The organism is Pseudoalteromonas phenolica (genome assembly GCF_044788725.1).
GTDB classification, from domain to species: Bacteria; Pseudomonadota; Gammaproteobacteria; order Enterobacterales; family Alteromonadaceae; genus Pseudoalteromonas; species Pseudoalteromonas phenolica_C.
Genome location: NZ_CP173161.1, coordinates 3402691 through 3420410, shown reverse-complemented (window position 1 = coordinate 3420410; position 17720 = coordinate 3402691). Strand labels below are relative to the sequence as shown.

The 17720-nt window shown below is 42.8% G+C and carries 14 protein-coding genes, 2 tRNA genes and 4 rRNA genes; 17 read left to right on the top strand and 3 right to left on the bottom strand.

From position 1 onward, the window contains the following. Positions 1–19: 19 nt before the first annotated feature. Complete coding sequence (locus ACH784_RS15465) at positions 20–319, bottom strand: DUF3630 family protein (RefSeq protein ID WP_404391690.1); 300 nt, start codon at positions 317–319, stop codon at positions 20–22. Further along, entirely contained in the window at positions 319–2136 is a 1818-nt protein-coding gene (gene recQ / locus ACH784_RS15460; protein ID WP_404395294.1) for a DNA helicase RecQ, read from the bottom strand. The genes ACH784_RS15465 and recQ overlap by 1 nt, the downstream gene beginning before the upstream one ends. Before the next feature lie 165 nt (positions 2137–2301). On the opposite strand from recQ, the gene rarD reads away from it, so the two are divergent. After that, entirely contained in the window at positions 2302–3189 is an 888-nt protein-coding gene (gene rarD / locus ACH784_RS15455) for an EamA family transporter RarD (protein WP_404391688.1), read from the top strand. 48 nt (positions 3190–3237) lie between these two features. Here the strand turns inward: rarD and ACH784_RS15450 are convergent, their stop codons facing one another. Next, positions 3238–4473 carry a diguanylate cyclase gene (locus tag ACH784_RS15450; RefSeq protein ID WP_404391686.1) on the bottom strand — a complete coding sequence of 412 codons (1236 nt, stop codon included), beginning with the start codon at positions 4471–4473 and terminating at the stop codon, positions 3238–3240. 294 nt (positions 4474–4767) lie between these two features. On the opposite strand from ACH784_RS15450, the gene ACH784_RS15445 reads away from it, so the two are divergent. From ACH784_RS15445 to ACH784_RS15370, 16 genes are all read left to right on the top strand, one after another. Next, a complete protein-coding gene (locus ACH784_RS15445) occupies positions 4768–5706 on the top strand; it encodes a porin (RefSeq protein WP_404391684.1) in 939 nt (312 codons plus the stop codon). Between the two features lie 569 nt (positions 5707–6275). After that, positions 6276–7808 (top strand): 16S ribosomal RNA (locus ACH784_RS15440). A 75-nt stretch (positions 7809–7883) separates the two neighbouring features. Next, positions 7884–7960, top strand: a tRNA-Ile gene (locus tag ACH784_RS15435). 43 nt (positions 7961–8003) lie between these two features. Beyond that, positions 8004–8079 (top strand) — tRNA-Ala (locus ACH784_RS15430). 260 nt (positions 8080–8339) lie between these two features. After that, a 23S ribosomal RNA gene (locus ACH784_RS15425) occupies positions 8340–11223 on the top strand. Between the two features lie 116 nt (positions 11224–11339). Next, positions 11340–11453, top strand: a 5S ribosomal RNA gene (gene rrf, locus ACH784_RS15420). A 43-nt stretch (positions 11454–11496) separates the two neighbouring features. Next, positions 11497–11610 (top strand): 5S ribosomal RNA (gene rrf / locus ACH784_RS15415). The 16S, 23S and 5S rRNA genes sit together here with 2 tRNA genes alongside, the layout of an rRNA operon. A gap of 143 nt (positions 11611–11753) precedes the next feature. After that, the gene (locus ACH784_RS15410; protein WP_404391682.1) at positions 11754–12233 is read left to right on the top strand and encodes a DUF2947 family protein; all 480 of its coding nucleotides are present in this window, start codon (positions 11754–11756) and stop codon (positions 12231–12233) included. 64 nt (positions 12234–12297) lie between these two features. Beyond that, a complete protein-coding gene (locus ACH784_RS15405) occupies positions 12298–12903 on the top strand; it encodes a hypothetical protein (RefSeq protein WP_404391680.1) in 606 nt (201 codons plus the stop codon). Between the two features lie 26 nt (positions 12904–12929). Beyond that, on the top strand, positions 12930–13205 hold the full coding sequence (gene ftsB / locus ACH784_RS15400) for a cell division protein FtsB (RefSeq protein WP_130254541.1): 276 nt from the start codon (positions 12930–12932) through the stop codon (positions 13203–13205). A gap of 1 nt (position 13206) precedes the next feature. Next, positions 13207–13905, top strand: a complete 699-nt coding sequence (gene ispD, locus ACH784_RS15395) for a 2-C-methyl-D-erythritol 4-phosphate cytidylyltransferase (protein ID WP_404391678.1) — start codon at positions 13207–13209, stop codon at positions 13903–13905. Further along, positions 13898–14374 carry a 2-C-methyl-D-erythritol 2,4-cyclodiphosphate synthase gene (ispF, locus tag ACH784_RS15390; protein WP_404391676.1) on the top strand — a complete coding sequence of 159 codons (477 nt, stop codon included), beginning with the start codon at positions 13898–13900 and terminating at the stop codon, positions 14372–14374. Before ispD ends, ispF begins: the two co-directional genes overlap by 8 nt. Then, positions 14371–15402, top strand: a complete 1032-nt coding sequence (gene truD / locus ACH784_RS15385) for a tRNA pseudouridine(13) synthase TruD (protein WP_404395292.1) — start codon at positions 14371–14373, stop codon at positions 15400–15402. The genes ispF and truD overlap by 4 nt, the downstream gene beginning before the upstream one ends. Beyond that, on the top strand, positions 15399–16148 hold the full coding sequence (gene surE / locus ACH784_RS15380) for a 5'/3'-nucleotidase SurE (protein WP_404391674.1): 750 nt from the start codon (positions 15399–15401) through the stop codon (positions 16146–16148). Before truD ends, surE begins: the two co-directional genes overlap by 4 nt. Then, on the top strand, positions 16149–16790 hold the full coding sequence (locus ACH784_RS15375) for a protein-L-isoaspartate(D-aspartate) O-methyltransferase (protein WP_404391672.1): 642 nt from the start codon (positions 16149–16151) through the stop codon (positions 16788–16790). It begins immediately after the preceding gene. A gap of 67 nt (positions 16791–16857) precedes the next feature. Continuing rightward, on the top strand, positions 16858–17679 hold the full coding sequence (locus ACH784_RS15370) for a peptidoglycan DD-metalloendopeptidase family protein (RefSeq protein WP_404391670.1): 822 nt from the start codon (positions 16858–16860) through the stop codon (positions 17677–17679). Positions 17680–17720 lie beyond the last annotated feature (41 nt).

Sequence of the window (17720 nt, the reverse complement as noted above, 5' to 3'; positions counted from 1 at the left end):
ATGGAGGTCTGTCTAATTATTATGAAAGGGTAGAAAGCAAAAATAGTTGCAGTTTTTCAAGTAAAAGTTCGGCTTCAACCCCTTCAGGGCTTACCCATAAACTCTCGCTGTAGTGTTCAAAATTTAGATTAAAATTTTGTGTTTGCCAGCAAAATCGAATTTGATGTCGATCTGCGCCAATCGAAGTTTCAAGTAGAGTAATTTCATCGTTAGATAAAAGTATGCTCCCCCAAAGCTCAAATTCATCAGCATCGGGGAAAAACTCTGGAATAATTTGCAGGAAGTTAAATTCGGTATTGAGGGTAATTTTCGTCATCATTAACTCGCGGCTAAATAATTTCGGATAAGTTGCATAAACGGTGCACCATACTTGCTGAGTTTACTAAAACCAACGCCTGACACATTTAAGAATTCAGCATCATCAGTCGGCATTTTCTGCGCCATTTCTGCCAGTGTCTTATCGTTAAAGACCACATATGGCGGTACATCATCGGCATCGGCGAGTTCTTTACGTAAGCTACGTAGCTTAGCGAACAGCTTTTTGTCGTAATTAAATTGCGCCAACTTATCTTGATAGATGTGTTTAGCTTGTAAGCGAGGTTCGGCCAATTGCAATACATATTCACCACGTAATACGGCTCTTGCTGCTTCTGTCAGTTTAAGGCTTGCGCCTTGTGTTATGTCTTGAGCAAGCAAGCCATGATGAACGAGTTGACGCAATATACTCAGCCAATACTCGACGCTATGACTTTTACCTATACCATAGGTGCTTAATTCGTGGTGTCCGTTATCGCGAATTCTACTGGTGTTTGCCCCTCGCAATAAGTCGACGATATAGCCTAAACCAAAGCGTTGTTGCGCGCGGTACACACAAGATAGCGCTTGTTGTGCCACTAAAGTGCCGTCAAAGCGTTTCGGTGGATTAAGACAAATATCACAGTTGCCACAAGGCTCTCTCTGATATTCACTAAAGTAATTAAGTAATATTTGTCGACGGCAGGTTTGCGCCTCTGCAAAGTTTGCCATTGCCTGAAAGCGTTGCTCTTCTACTTTACGTCTTGCTTCGTCAGGAATATCTTCAAAAAAGCGTTTTACTCGTCCTATATCAGCAGGATCAAAATACATGATGGCTTCAGCGGCAAGTCCATCACGACCAGCTCGACCAGTCTCCTGGTAATAAGCCTCAATACTCTTAGGTATATCGTAATGCAGCACAAAGCGTACGTTTGATTTATTGATCCCCATACCGAATGCGACGGTTGCAACAACAATATTGATATCGTCTCTGGCAAAGGCTTTTTGTACAAATTGACGCTGATCATTACTCATTCCGGCATGATATGCGGCGACATTAAAGCCAGCTTCGGCAAGCTTTTCTGAAATATCGTCTACACGCTTACGACTAGTGCAATAAATAATACCGCTTTGGCCTTTTTGATCCCGTAAATAGCGCATGAGCTGAGAAAGAGGTTTGAACTTTTCTTCAATGGTGTAACGAATATTTGGTCTGTCAAAACTGCCCGTATGAATATAAGGTGCATTTAACCCAAGCTGGTGTGCAATATCATGGCGTGTTGCAATATCTGCCGTCGCCGTTAAGGCCATCATAGGGCAGTGAGGAAAGTGCTGTTTGAGTTCACTTAAGCGACGGTAATGCGGTCTGAAATCATGCCCCCAGTGAGATACACAATGGGCTTCATCAATCGCAAAAAAGCGAATATTCAAGCTTTTTAATCTTTGAATAAAATCAAACTGCAATGCTTTTTCTGGTGCAACATAGAGTAGCTTTAATGTTCCTTCAGCTAATTGATTAAAAATCGCATTTTGCTGCGTAAAATCTACGGTGTTATTGATGTATGCTGCACTAACGCCAATAGCTTGAAGCTGAGAGACTTGATCTTCCATTAATGAGATTAAAGGTGAAATGACTACCGTTGCGCCATCAAATAAAAGCGCTGGGATTTGATAACACAATGATTTTCCGCCACCGGTAGGCAGCAAGACGAGCGTATCTTGTCCACTTAATGCCGCATTAATTACAGCCTCTTGGCCAGCTCTAAATTCGCTGTAGCCAAAAGTGTCTTCTAATGCTTGCTTAGCAAGGGTTGAATGTTCGCAGATAGGGTCTGATTTCATGGCGGGCATTTTAGTGGCTTTTGCATAGCTTGTCTGTAAATTTATTTGCGCTGTTGTGTTTGACTGTTTACACGCAGCTGTCATGTTATGTCTGTAAGTTCCTATTTTCTGTCTATTTGCAACCAACTTAGCAAGGTATAATGGTTTTTTACTTTTTGAGTCGTGTTGATGCTAAATAATCAGACCCAACAGGGTTACCTTTATGCTGTCTTAGCATTTTTAATGTGGGGCATGGCGCCCATCTACTTTAAACAGATCGAATCTATAGCTGCACTAGAGATCTTGACTCACCGAGTGATCTGGTCGGTGCTGTTTTTAATTCTCATTGTATTCGCTGCAAAGCAATGGCATCAGATCCAGCATGTCATCAAGAAACCAAAGTTATTGGGGATGCTTTGTGTTAGCTCTACTTTACTCGGGTTCAACTGGGGGTTGTTTATTTGGGCCGTCAATAATGATCACATGCTCGACGCGAGTCTCGGTTATTACATAAACCCACTGTTAAATGTATTGCTTGGTGTAATTTTTCTTTCTGAGCGTTTGAGAAAATGGCAAATCATCGCCGTCGCGATTGCTTCACTTGGGGTGTTATTACAAGTGATCGCGTATGGTTCTTTTCCTGTTGTGGCATTTGCGTTGGCAAGCTCGTTTGCAATCTACGGGCTTTTGAGAAAGAAAATGCCAGTAGAATCACTACCTGGCTTGCTAATCGAAGCACTTATCTTAATGCCGTTTGCAATTATCTATTGGTACTTGACCCCTGCGACAGTTAGCTCAGATATGTTTAATAATGAAGTGATCTTAAATATATTGCTGGTCAGTGCAGGTGTGGTGACAACCTTACCTCTGTTGTGTTTTATTGGCGCTGCGAAGCGTCTACCTTATTCCACATTAGGTCTGTTTCAATATCTTGGTCCGAGTATCATGTTTACCTTGGCGGTGACATTGTATGGTGAAGAGTTCTCAATTGAACGAGCTGTGACATTTGCTTGTATTTGGGGGGCATTGGCTTTGTATAGTTGGGACAGCTTAAGGGCAAGCAAAAAGAAATAATAGAATATTTTAAGTGGCTGCATTGCAATGCCAGCCACTTACTCTAAATTAACTGATCACTTTATTACGGCCAGAATGCTTTGCTTCATAAAGTTTTATATCAGCTTCTTTTATCAGACTATCAACATTTTTACTAACAGCTCTACAAACACCAATTGATACCGTAAAGTGAATATTGTGTTTGGTTAATCCGGCGCTATGTGTATCTAGATAATCTCTAAATTTATCTAATAAAGCTAAACTTTCTTCTTGCGTATCATTAGCAAAATAAACGGCAAACTCTTCACCTCCTAATCTAGCGGTAAGTTGACCAGGGAAGTGAGAGTCAAATGCTTGAGCAAGGGCTTTTAGCACTTCATCACCAGCATCATGACCATAGTTATCGTTAATAGCTTTAAAATGATCTACATCTATCATGGCCAGTCCCACTTCATTATTTGAAGCGGCTTTTTGTCTTAATGACTTATTAGTAAACTCAAAGAAGTAACGACGATTAGGTAAGCCAGTTAAATAATCAGAGTTAGCTTGGCGTTTTATTGTGGCTATATATTCAAGCATATCGACGTTTTGGCTGAGCCTGCAATAAAACTCTTCTGCGTTAAATGGCTTGCGAAGGTAGTCATTTGCGCCTCTTTTTATAAAGCGAGCAGAAAGGTGTAATGCATTAGAGCTAGAAATACCGATAATGGCTTTCTCATCATTAGAATATTGTAGTCGTATTTCACTACAAAGGTCTTCGCCATTCATATTTGGCATTTCATTGTCTGTGATGATCACCGAAATCTCAGGATTTTCTTTTAGTACATTGAGTGCTTCGATGCCGTCACATGCTTCGAGAACTTTATATTTATGCCTCATTAATAGAGAACTGATGTAATTACGAGTCTGACGAGAATCATCGACAACTAATACTTTTACATATTCATTTCTTGGTAATCTGATCAGTTGTTTTTTGAGGTATTGGTAAGCTTGCTTATTCTCTTTAGTGATGTAATCGATGATTGGGTATTTTTCGACAGTTTCACGAGTTTGATTGTCTAGGTTACCAGTCATGACAATCGTGGGGATATCAGAGTTCACAGTATAGTGAATTGCTTCTCCGTTTGGTGCGTCTGGCAAGATAAAGTCGACAACAGCGCAAAAGTACGTGTTGTTGGCGAGTAACTGTTTGGTTTGTGCCAATGACTCAGCGATGTCAGCTTCATAACCAGCAGAAACAGCTATATGCTTTTGCACTCTGGCTATCGTGGGGGTGTCTTCGATAATAAGGATTCGACGTGTCACTCAGTACTCGCTCGGTAATTCACCTATACATTTATTATTAACCTTAACCTATCTACTAAGCAATTCAACACAAAATTACTCATCGGCAATGGCATAAAGATTATTTTATAAATTAAGTAATAATTTATTACTCTTCTATAATTTATAGCTGAAACATACTTTTATGACCATTTTAATGCAGTTTGTTTGCAATTAATTGACTCTAATATGTTGCGTGTAATATTTCTGTCATTAACTGCTGAGAAACTAGCGCTGTTTTGAATCATCATGTGTTGCGATATTGAGGAAAATTACATGAAACTAGTTAAATCAACACTTCTACTTGCTGTATTAGGTGCGTTATCTGCAAATGCTCAGGCTGATGTTAATGTATACGGTAAAGCGAATGTATCTGTTCAATCAAGCGATGAAGGTGCAGGAAGTGCGACAGAAATTAAAAGCAATGCGTCACGCTTTGGTTTTAAAGGCTCAGAAAAACTAGATGGTGGCCTAGAAGTAATTTACAAGCTTGAATTCCAAGTTGATGTATCTGATGCTGATTCAAAGGGTGATAGTGACAATATCACAGCGAGAAGCCAGTACGTAGGTTTAAAAGGTGGTTTTGGTGAAGTTGTAATTGGTCGTAATGATACCGCTTTTAAATTATCACAAGGTAAGATTGATCAATTCAATGATTTAGAAGCTGACGTGAAAAACCTGTTCAAAGGTGAAAATCGCGTAGGTAATACAGTTTCATACAAATCAGCAAGCTTCAATGGCTTTAAAGTATTAGCTACTTTTATTGCTGAAGATAAAACAGATGGCGAAAACGGTTACTCAGGTGCAATCACATACGGTGATTCAGCACTTAAGAAATCTAAATATTATGTTGCTGTTGCCGGTGACAGTGAAGTGAAAGGTTATGATGCTTTACGTGTTACAGGTCAATTTAAAGCAACTGACGCACTAAAATTAGGTGCTATGTATCAGAAGCAAGAAAAAGTAGACGGCACAGGTACTGCTGACGGCTTCTTATTAAATGCAGCATATGGTTTCGGTAAGAACACCTTTAAAGTGCAATATCAAACAATTGACTTTGATGCAGTAGATTCAAAAGATGTAGATGGTTTCAGTGTTGGTATTGATCACAAGCTAAATAAATCAACAAAACTATATGGCTTCTACTCAACAGTTGATGAAGACCAAGGTACAGAAGAAGATTACTTAGGTCTTGGTATTGAATATAAGTTCTAATATTCATGTCATAGGTCTTTTATAAAGCAGGCTCCGGCCTGCTTTTTTAGTTTTCGAGGGCCTGAAAAGAAAGTTTTGTATAAAATACAAACAAAAACACGGTGTTTTCAGTGCTTTTGTTCTCTTTTTGAGCGGTTGAACACATTTCTTAAAATTAATTGCAAAAAGGGGTTGCGCGCTTTTAAATTCTCCCTATAATGCGCACCCACTGACACGGGGCGAGACGCTGAAAAGCAAATCAAAACGATGTCGAGTCAAATAAAACTTAATCTTAAATAACTTTTTAAAATTAAGTGTTGACATAAAAAGTGAAGTCGTTATTATGGCGCTCCACTTCGCAGCAAGGCTGCGGTAACTAACCAAGCGTTAGTTACAACGTTCTTTAAAAATATGAAGCAATCATCTGTGTGGGCACTCGTACAGGTTGAGTTCTAACAGCTCTTGATTCAGGAGCAAAAAAATTAGAGCCTCAAATGTAACTGAGTGACTTCATAGTCAATTCGATTCGAAAGAATCAAAATCAGAATTCATTGAGCATGGTTTGAAGTTTACTTCAAACAAAAAACTTTTAATTGAAGAGTTTGATCATGGCTCAGATTGAACGCTGGCGGCAGGCCTAACACATGCAAGTCGAGCGGTAACATTTCTAGCTTGCTAGAAGATGACGAGCGGCGGACGGGTGAGTAATGCTTGGGAATATGCCTTAGGGTGGGGGACAACAGTTGGAAACGACTGCTAATACCGCATAACGTCTACGGACCAAAGGGGGCTTCGGCTCTCGCCCTTAGATTAGCCCAAGTGGGATTAGCTAGTTGGTGAGGTAATGGCTCACCAAGGCGACGATCCCTAGCTGGTTTGAGAGGATGATCAGCCACACTGGAACTGAGACACGGTCCAGACTCCTACGGGAGGCAGCAGTGGGGAATATTGCACAATGGGCGCAAGCCTGATGCAGCCATGCCGCGTGTGTGAAGAAGGCCTTAGGGTTGTAAAGCACTTTCAGTAAGGAGGAAAGGTTAGTAGTTAATACCTGCTAGCTGTGACGTTACTTACAGAAGAAGCACCGGCTAACTCCGTGCCAGCAGCCGCGGTAATACGGAGGGTGCGAGCGTTAATCGGAATTACTGGGCGTAAAGCGTACGCAGGCGGTTTGTTAAGCGAGATGTGAAAGCCCCGGGCTCAACCTGGGAACTGCATTTCGAACTGGCAAACTAGAGTATGATAGAGGGTGGTAGAATTTCAGGTGTAGCGGTGAAATGCGTAGAGATCTGAAGGAATACCGATGGCGAAGGCAGCCACCTGGGTCAATACTGACGCTCATGTACGAAAGCGTGGGGAGCAAACGGGATTAGATACCCCGGTAGTCCACGCCGTAAACGATGTCTACTAGGAGCTGGGGTCTTCGGACAACTTTTCCAAAGCTAACGCATTAAGTAGACCGCCTGGGGAGTACGGCCGCAAGGTTAAAACTCAAATGAATTGACGGGGGCCCGCACAAGCGGTGGAGCATGTGGTTTAATTCGATGCAACGCGAAGAACCTTACCTACACTTGACATACAGAGAACTTACCAGAGATGGTTTGGTGCCTTCGGGAACTCTGATACAGGTGCTGCATGGCTGTCGTCAGCTCGTGTTGTGAGATGTTGGGTTAAGTCCCGCAACGAGCGCAACCCCTATCCTTAGTTGCCAGCGATTCGGTCGGGAACTCTAAGGAGACTGCCGGTGATAAACCGGAGGAAGGTGGGGACGACGTCAAGTCATCATGGCCCTTACGTGTAGGGCTACACACGTGCTACAATGGCGCATACAGAGTGCTGCAAGCTCGCGAGAGTTAGCGAATCACTTAAAGTGCGTCGTAGTCCGGATTGGAGTCTGCAACTCGACTCCATGAAGTCGGAATCGCTAGTAATCGCGGATCAGAATGCCGCGGTGAATACGTTCCCGGGCCTTGTACACACCGCCCGTCACACCATGGGAGTGGGTTGCTCCAGAAGTAGGTAGCTTAACCTTAGGGAGGGCGCTTACCACGGAGTGATTCATGACTGGGGTGAAGTCGTAACAAGGTAGCCCTAGGGGAACCTGGGGCTGGATCACCTCCTTAACGATTTAGAACAGATTTGTTCGTAGTGTCCACACAGATGATTGTTGAATAGAATTAGAGAACAAAACATTGTTTGGGTCTGTAGCTCAGCTGGTTAGAGCGCACGCCTGATAAGCGTGAGGTCGGTAGTTCAAGTCTACTCAGACCCACCACTTTGCTTAAAGTCGGTCATAAACAATGTATTCCTAGTAATGTGGGGCTATAGCTCAGCTGGGAGAGCGCCTGCCTTGCACGCAGGAGGTCAGCAGTTCGATCCTGCTTAGCTCCACCACTTTACTACTTACTCCTCATAGATAAATGCTTTGACTACAGAGTCTTTAACTCTGAGAAGTAATTCTCTTGCTCTTTAAAAATTTGGAAAAGCTGATAATTAATTCTTTTAGAAGAAATTCTAAAAAGAGTTTTCAAAAGTAAAACAATGCCGATAAACATTCATTTGTTTATTAGCGTCTACTTTAGTATTCAATATTAACTTCTGGCGAAGTTAAAACTGTCTTTAGCAGTACAACTTAAAACTATTTTGGGTTGTATGGTTAAGTGACTAAGCGTACACGGTGGATGCCTTGGCAGTTGGAGGCGATGAAGGACGTACTAACTTGCGATAAGCCTAGTCAAGCCAGTAAGAGGCGCTTGAGACTAGGATTTCCGAATGGGGAAACCCACCTGCTTGCAGGTATCGTTAACTGAATACATAGGTTAACGAGGCGAACGCGGAGAACTGAAACATCTAAGTACCCGTAGGAAAAGAAATCAACCGAGATTCCGAAAGTAGCGGCGAGCGAAATCGGACTAGCCCTTAAGCTTTAGTGTAGTTAGTGGAACATTCTGGAAAGTTTGACGATACAGGGTGACAGTCCCGTACACAAAAACTTATCTAAAGTGAAATCGAGTAGGTCGGAGCACGTGAAACTTTGACTGAATATAGGTGGACCATCATCTAAGGCTAAATACTCCCAACTGACCGATAGTGAACCAGTACCGTGAGGGAAAGGCGAAAAGAACCCCTGTGAGGGGAGTGAAATAGAACCTGAAACCGTGTACGTACAAGCAGTAGGAGCCCTTCGAGGGTGACTGCGTACCTTTTGTATAATGGGTCAGCGACTTATATTTTGTAGCGAGGTTAACCGTTTAGGGTAGCCGTAGCGAAAGCGAGTCTTAACTGGGCGTTGAGTTGCAAGGTATAGACCCGAAACCCGGTGATCTAGCCATGGGCAGGTTGAAGGTTGAGTAACATCAACTGGAGGACCGAACCCACTAACGTTGAAAAGTTAGGGGATGACCTGTGGCTTGGAGTGAAAGGCTAATCAAACCGGGAGATAGCTGGTTCTCCCCGAAATCTATTTAGGTAGAGCCTCGGACGAATACTTACGGGGGTAGAGCACTGTTAAGGCTAGGGGGTCATCCCGACTTACCAACCCTTTGCAAACTCCGAATACCGTAAAGTAATATCCGGGAGACACACGGTGGGTGCTAACGTCCATCGTGGAGAGGGAAACAACCCAGACCGTCAGCTAAGGTCCCAAAGTGTATGTTAAGTGGGAAACGATGTGGGAAGGCTAAAACAGCTAGGAGGTTGGCTTAGAAGCAGCCATCCTTTAAAGAAAGCGTAATAGCTCACTAGTCGAGTCGGCCTGCGCGGAAGATGTAACGGGGCTAAACATACCACCGAAGCTACGGCTGCATACATTAGTATGCGGGGTAGGGGAGCGTTCTGTAAGTGGCTGAAGGTGTGCCGGGAGGCATGCTGGACATATCAGAAGTGCGAATGCTGACATGAGTAACGATAATGCGGGTGAAAAACCCGCACGCCGGAAGACCAAGGGTTCCTATCCCATGTTAATCAGGGTAGGGTAAGTCGACCCCTAAGGCGAGGCTGAAGAGCGTAGTCGATGGGAAACGGGTTAATATTCCCGTACTTGGAATAATTGCGATGGGGGGACGGAGCAGGCTAATCAAGCATGGCGTTGGTTGTCCATGTGAAAGGCTGTAGGCTGGTGACTTAGGAAAATCCGGGTCGCTAAGGCTGAGAGTCGAGACGAGCCACTACGGTGGTGAAGTTGATGATGCCCTACTTCCAGGAAAAGCCTCTAAGCTTCAGATTATTTCGAATCGTACCCCAAACCGACACAGGTGGTCAGGTAGAGAATACTAAGGCGCTTGAGAGAACTCGGGTGAAGGAACTAGGCAAAATTGTACCGTAACTTCGGGAGAAGGTACGCTGTTGTTGGTGATGAGACTTGCTCTTTAAGCTGACGACAGCCGCAGTGACCAGGTGGCTGGGACTGTTTATTAAAAACACAGCACTGTGCAAAATCGTAAGATGACGTATACGGTGTGACACCTGCCCGGTGCCGGAAGGTTAATTGATGGGGTTAGTCTTCGGACGAAGCTCTTGATCGAAGCCCCGGTAAACGGCGGCCGTAACTATAACGGTCCTAAGGTAGCGAAATTCCTTGTCGGGTAAGTTCCGACCTGCACGAATGGTGTAACCATGGCCACGCTGTCTCCACCCGAGACTCAGTGAAATTGAAATCGCAGTGAAGATGCTGTGTACCCGCGGCTAGACGGAAAGACCCCGTGAACCTTTACTACAGCTTGGCACTGAACATTGAGCCTACATGTGTAGGATAGGTGGGAGGCTTTGAAGTGGCGACGCCAGTTGTCATGGAGCCATCCTTGAAATACCACCCTTGTATGTTTGATGTTCTAACATAGGCCCCTAATCGGGGTTGTGGACAGTGCCTGGTGGGTAGTTTGACTGGGGCGGTCTCCTCCCAAAGAGTAACGGAGGAGCACGAAGGTTGGCTAAGTACGGTCGGACATCGTACGGTTAGTGTAATGGTAGAAGCCAGCTTAACTGCGAGACAGACACGTCGAGCAGGTACGAAAGTAGGTCATAGTGATCCGGTGGTTCTGAATGGAAGGGCCATCGCTCAACGGATAAAAGGTACTCCGGGGATAACAGGCTGATACCGCCCAAGAGTTCATATCGACGGCGGTGTTTGGCACCTCGATGTCGGCTCATCACATCCTGGGGCTGAAGTCGGTCCCAAGGGTATGGCTGTTCGCCATTTAAAGTGGTACGCGAGCTGGGTTTAGAACGTCGTGAGACAGTTCGGTCCCTATCTGCCGTGGGCGTTTGAGAATTGAGAGGGGCTGCTCCTAGTACGAGAGGACCGGAGTGGACGAACCGCTGGTGTTCGGGTTGTGATGCCAATTGCATTGCCCGGTAGCTACGTTCGGAATCGATAACCGCTGAAAGCATCTAAGCGGGAAGCGAGCCTCGAGATGAGTTCTCACTTTAACTTTAAGTTAACTGAAGGGCCGTTGGAGACTACAACGTTGATAGGCTGGGTGTGGAAGTGTAGTGATACATTAAGCTAACCAGTACTAATTACCCGTGAGGCTTAACCATACAACGCCAAAGTGGTTTTAGCTCAGAAGCTAATATGAACTGAAGTAGAAAGTTTTAGAATTATCAGATTTTTCCGAATTTAAGTTAATTGCGAAAGCGATTAGCGCACCAAATTTCCTGGTGACTATAGCGTTTTGGAACCACCTGATCCCATGCCGAACTCAGAAGTGAAACGAAACAGCGTCGATGATAGTGTGGGTCTCCCATGTGAAAGTAGAACATCGCCAGGGCCTAATTTAAAAAATAAGAATAAAAACAAATTCAAAGAATTTGCTTAGTGACAATAGCGTTTTGGACCCACCTGACCCCATGCCGAACTCAGAAGTGAAACGAAACAGCGTCGATGATAGTGTGGGTCTCCCATGTGAAAGTAGAACATCGCTAGGCACCAAATTTTAACCCCAGCTCGAAAGAGTTGGGGTTTTTTCGTTTAAGTCTGAAAAAATTAAATAACAAATTATCATTCACTTTTCATTTAAACATAGTGATAATCCCACCTCACTAACCGCGAGCAAAATTAAAAGGTCACAATGAATTATATTCCCCTTAATGAATTCAAAAAGGCTTGGGTGTTTAGGCATCAAGACTTAGAAATTGCCCCTACTGATCTTGAAAAGATTAAACTTATGTCTCCGACACGTTCAGCAGTGCTTTGGTCTACCATGGTTAGTCGTGAAAAAGATCATCCAGACTTCTTCACTGAAAATGAATGGGCAGGGCAAGCAAGCTCATGGCAAGAGAATTTGAACTGGGAAAAAGACTGGGAGGCGGGATTAGAAGAGCTACCAGAGAGCATAAATGAATTTCTAAAGTGGGAAAATAATACAACGGTCTATTTTTGCTTAAATAGAGACTGTGTGATTGAAACGCAGTTTGATGTTTTCAAACGTTGTTGGCAAAACTTTATGTTCCTTGCTGATGGTTGTTTATTACTTGGTAAAAAGCGCGATACGGTTGCACAGTTTTTAGAAAATGGTGATGTTAAACTGGGTAATAAACCTAAGGGCTAGCAGTAATACGTTGCACATGCTATAAAAACTGCAGTAACCAAAGAAGGGGATGTCAGTGCAGAGTGTGCAACAAGCTCAGCTATGGAACGATGAAAAAGAGCGGTTAATGTTTGCTGAGCTGGTTAATGTTTTCTACGCCAGAGAAATTCCCGCGCTTGCTGCTGTTCATAACGAGCAGAAACTACGTAAGTCATTGGCTAGTTTACCCTTCTATGTAGAACGCGCTGCACGGCATATAGTGCAAGGTGATATTCCGCTAGAGTTAGATTCTCAAAATGGTGGTTGGCTTGCACCGCAGAAAAAGCTGCCCTCTCAAAATCTGGAGCAAAACGCTTCATTTTATAAAAAACATGCCAAAATAGGATTAGTAATTCCTGTACTAAAAGAGCATTCGGGTTATCAATCATTGACCTTAGATTGTATTGATCAAGTTGACAAAAATAGTTTTCATAGCAACTTAAGTGGATGGTTTTTCTTTTCAGGAGCTTCTCAATCCAACTCTAATCTACAAGTGCTTAAGCCAAGCAAACAAGTCATGACAGCAGCCTGCTGTGGTCATCAATGGCAATTTAATAAAGCAGTCCCACCAAGAAGGCTTAGTTTGCGCGAGATGCTATTAGCCAGTATGATCAATTGGAAAAATGTTCGTTCTATAAAGCGTAATGTTTGATTAATTTGTTATTGGGAAGTGCCGTTTTGCGTATATTTCAGTTTCTACTTCTTAGCCTTGCGCTATTTCTTCAGTATAAATTTTGGTTTGGCCATAATGGAATGCAAGATTACACGCGCTTGAAAAGTGTTGTAGACACGCATCAGGTAGCGAATGAGAAATTAATCAAACGAAATAAGCTATTAAAAGCAGATATTGACGATCTCAAACTTGGCTTAGAAGGCGTTGAGGAAAGAGCGAGACATGAGCTTGGTATGATCAAGCCAAATGAAACCTTCATTAGAGTCTTACCGAATAAATAACATGAATAATTCTCCTATTATTGCTGCTGTTGTCCCAGCTGCAGGTGTCGGCAGCCGTATGCAAGCTGAGATCCCAAAGCAGTATTTAAAAATAAATAATAAGTCTATTTTAGAGCACACAGTGGATAAGCTCAGCTCTATGAGTGAGCTTTGCACCATCATGTTAGCGATTAATCCTGAAGATACGCTATTTAATACTCAACAATTTAGTACGGACAAAGTACAAACTACTGAAGGTGGTAAAGAGCGCGCAGACTCTGTTTTAAACGCGCTAAATGCGCTAGAAACACTGAAACCAGATTGGGTTTTAGTACATGATGCTGCAAGGCCAATAGTGCAAATTGAAGATATTCAAAACTTAATTGCTTGCTGTTTTAAAAAGCAAGAAGGTGGCATTCTTGCAGCTAAGGTCAAAGACACGATTAAGCGTGGGCAGCAATATAGCGAAGAGACTGTACCTCGTGTTGATTTATGGCAGGCACTTACACCTCAGTTATTTCCCTATCAGGCACTAAAAGAGGCTCTGAAGACTTGTTTATCTGAATCAAAACTTATTACGGATGAAGCTTCAGCCATGGAGCTACAGGGTAAGCCAGTGTTACTCGTTGAAGGCCGCAGTGATAATATTAAAATTACCACACCAGAAGATTTACGCTTAGCCGCGTTTTTATTAAAAGAACAGGAAGAAGAAAATGATTAGAATTGGTCACGGTTTTGATGTGCATAAATTCGGTGGCGAAGGCCCATTAACAATCTGCGGTGAGAAAATTCCTTTTGAGCAAGGCTTTATTGCGCACTCTGATGGTGATGTTGCTATTCATGCCTTATGTGATGCTTTGCTCGGTGCAATGGCACTTGGCGACATTGGTAAACACTTTCCAGATACGTCTGCCGAGTTTGAAAATATAGACAGCCGAATTTTACTCAGACAAGTGATGGAACAAGTTACAGCGCTAGGCTATAAGCTCGGTAATTGCGATGTCACTATTGTTGCGCAAGCACCAAAAATGAGACCGCATATTGATAACATGCGTGCCAACCTAGCTGCTGATTGCCAGGCAGAACTGACTCAGGTAAATGTGAAAGCTACAACGACAGAAAAACTGGGCTTCGAAGGTCGTAAAGAAGGCATTTCAGCCCATGCCGTTGTGTTATTGGTTAAAGCATAATGGAATTGCACTATCTTTATGGCAGGCCTGAAGCGGTCGCTGATTTTAAAAGTCAGCCAGAAGACTTCATTGTAGATGAAATACTTGATATCGAACTGACCGGCGAAGGTGAGCACGTCTGTTTGCACATTATTAAAAAGCAGATAAACACATTAGATGTCGCTAAAAAAATCGCAAAACAAGCTGGAACACATGTAAAAAATGTCAGCTATGCGGGATTAAAAGATCGCCATGGTGTTTGCAGTCAGTGGTTTAGTGTCCCTGTTCCTATCAAGAAAGACGTTGATTTTACCGAGCTAAACGATGACTTTATTTTTGTTGCTCAGCAAAAGCGCCATAATCGAAAACTAAGAACAGGCTGTCACTCAGGCAATCGCTTTACGATCACACTAAGAAATATCGATAAGCCATTAGATATTTTGTCACGTATTAATGCAGTGCGTCAGGGCGTGCCAAACTACTTTGGTGAACAGCGCTTTGGTCATGATGGTCACAATCTCACTATGGCTGAGCGCATGTTTGCGGGTGAACATATTCGCGACAGAAAATTACGTAGTATTGTTATTTCTGCTGCGCGCTCGCACATATTCAATCAACTTGTGAGTATGCGAGTAGAAGAGCATGGCTTAGCTAAGACCTGGCATAGAGAAATCTTTATGCTAGACGGCTCTAATGCGTTCTTTGAAGATGATATCAGTGACGAAAATATCGCAAGGTTAACCTCAGGAGATATTTGCTTGTCGGCGCCCCTGGTCGGTAAAGGTGAAAAAGGGTTAATTGAGCAAGAAAAACAGTTTCTTGAAGCCTTTAGTACTTGGCATCATGGTCTTGCCGAATTAGGATTAAAAAATGAGCGCCGCGCTCTGCGATTGCTTCCCATAGATCTTGAAGTGAAAACGATGTCATCGGACAGTATTGAATTACGTTTTGCATTACCTAAAGGGACATTCGCAACAGCAGTGCTTAGAGAGCTTGTTAATTACGTTGATGTGAATAAAAGCGCATTTGCAAATAAGGAAGAACGATGAAGATTTTACTAAGTAACGACGATGGAGTTCATGCAAAAGGGATCTCTGTATTATATGAAGCCTTGAGCAAAATTGCCGATGTGACCGTTATTGCCCCAGACAGAAATTGCAGTGGTGCAAGTAACTCTTTGACGTTGTTAAATCCATTGCGCGCAACACAATTAGAAAATGGTTTTTACTCAGTGAATGGCACGCCGACAGATTGTGTTCATCTTGGTGTAAACCAGCTTTTAGATGAAGAGCCAGATTTAGTTGTGGCAGGCATTAACAATGGGGCTAACTTGGGAGATGATACGCTCTATTCAGGTACTGTCGCTGCGGCAACAGAAGGGCGTCACTTAGGGTTACCTGCAATTGCTGTTTCTCTTTGTTCAAAAAAAGAAGCAAATTACGAAACCGCAGCTGAAGTGGCGGTGAAAATAATCAAACAATTAAGTTCTCACCCACTTCCTAAAGATCAAATTATTAATATTAATGTGCCAGATATTCCCTTAGCTGAATTAAAAGGGGTTAAGGTAACGCGTTTAGGGGCACGTCACAAAGCCGACACTATGACTGAGCAAATTGATCCTTGGGGCCGAAGTGTTTTTTGGTATGGCTCGCTTGGCTCTGAAAGTGATGCTGGCGAAGGCACTGACTTCTATGCTGTCAATCAGGGCTATGCTGCAGTGACACCACTTAAGGTTGATATGACAGCGCATGAGAGCATCGATGCAATGTCTTCTTGGCTGGAAGGAAGTAACTAAGTGCTTGGCAATTATGCCCGTAGTGCAGATGCTTTAGCTGAGCAATTAAAAGCATCGGGAGTCCAAGATAAAAAGGTGCTACAGGTAATCAAAGATACCCCGCGACACCTTTTTATCGATGATGTGTTAAAACACAAAGCCTATGAAAATACAGCTTTACCCATAGGTAATGGGCAAACTATTTCTCAACCTTTTATTGTTGCAAAAATGACAGAAATTTTGCGACAAGTTGGCGTCAAAGGTAAGGTGCTCGAGATAGGAACAGGCTCAGGCTACCAAAGCGCAGTGTTAGCGCAAGTGTTCGAACAGGTGTTTAGCGTTGAGCGGATTAAGTCACTGCAGTGGCAGGCAAAGCGACGTTTACATCAGCTAGACTTATACAATGTTTCCATGAAGCATGGCGATGGCTGGCAAGGTTGGCAAACGAAAGGGCCTTTTTCTGGCATTATTGTTACCGCAGCAGCTAAGTCAGTACCGCAAGCCTTACTTGAGCAACTCGAAGACGAAGGTGCTTTACTGCTTCCCATTGGTGAAGAAGAACAAGTGCTAACTTTAGTGGTGCGAAAAGGTGAGCAATTTATTGAGCATAAAATGGCGCCAGTACGTTTTGTCCCCTTAATAGCGGGAGAAATTTCGCTATGATCTTGCCTAACCTCTTCTTATCTTGTTATTTTTAATAAATAATCGTCAATTCTTACTGGGAAAGTGAATGCAAGCAGTGAACATGTTCATTATTTTGTTACTTTTTGTGTTCATTGCAGGATGCTCATCAACACACATACCTGCTCCCGTCACTTCTTTGACTTATGCCGATTCTTTATCGTCGCGTAAAATAATCATTAGGAATAATCGGTACACAGTGCAAAAAGGCGATACCCTGTTTGCTATTGCATTTACCGCTAATAAGGACGTGCGTACCATCGCAGCCTTAAATAATATAAAACCACCATATACAATTTTTCCTGGCCAAAAGTTAGTACTAGCTAAACCTAAAACACGCAATAAAAAAAGCACTTCCCGTAAAGTTGTTAAAACAGAGACTATTGATAAGAAACAAAAAAATAACAAATTGGCAAAAAAAGATCTTGCGAAGCCAAATCAACGGGAGTATGTTCAAAAACAAGCCACTCAAAAAGTAAACACATTAGCAGCTAAAAAGAATGGCAAAATTGATTGGCAATGGCCTGCAAAAGGGCAAATAACTAAGCACTTTTCTAACAAAGAGCATGGTTATAAAGGATTGCAAATCAAAAACAAATTAGGAACATCAGTAAGTGCGGCAGCAGCAGGGACAGTCGTATATGCAGGAAGCGCGTTGAGAGGGTATGGTAATTTAATCATCCTAAAACACAGTGATGATTACCTAAGTGCCTATGCTCACAATGAACGACTACTTGTTCGGGAGCAGCAAAAAGTTAAAGCTGGGCAGAAAATTGCCGAAATGGGAAATACGGATGCAACGCAAACGGCTTTGAGATTTGAGATTCGCTATAAAGGCCAAGCGGTAAATCCAAAAAAGTACTTACCATAAATGCTTTATTACTGACTGTATGATGGATTAATACCACTCAC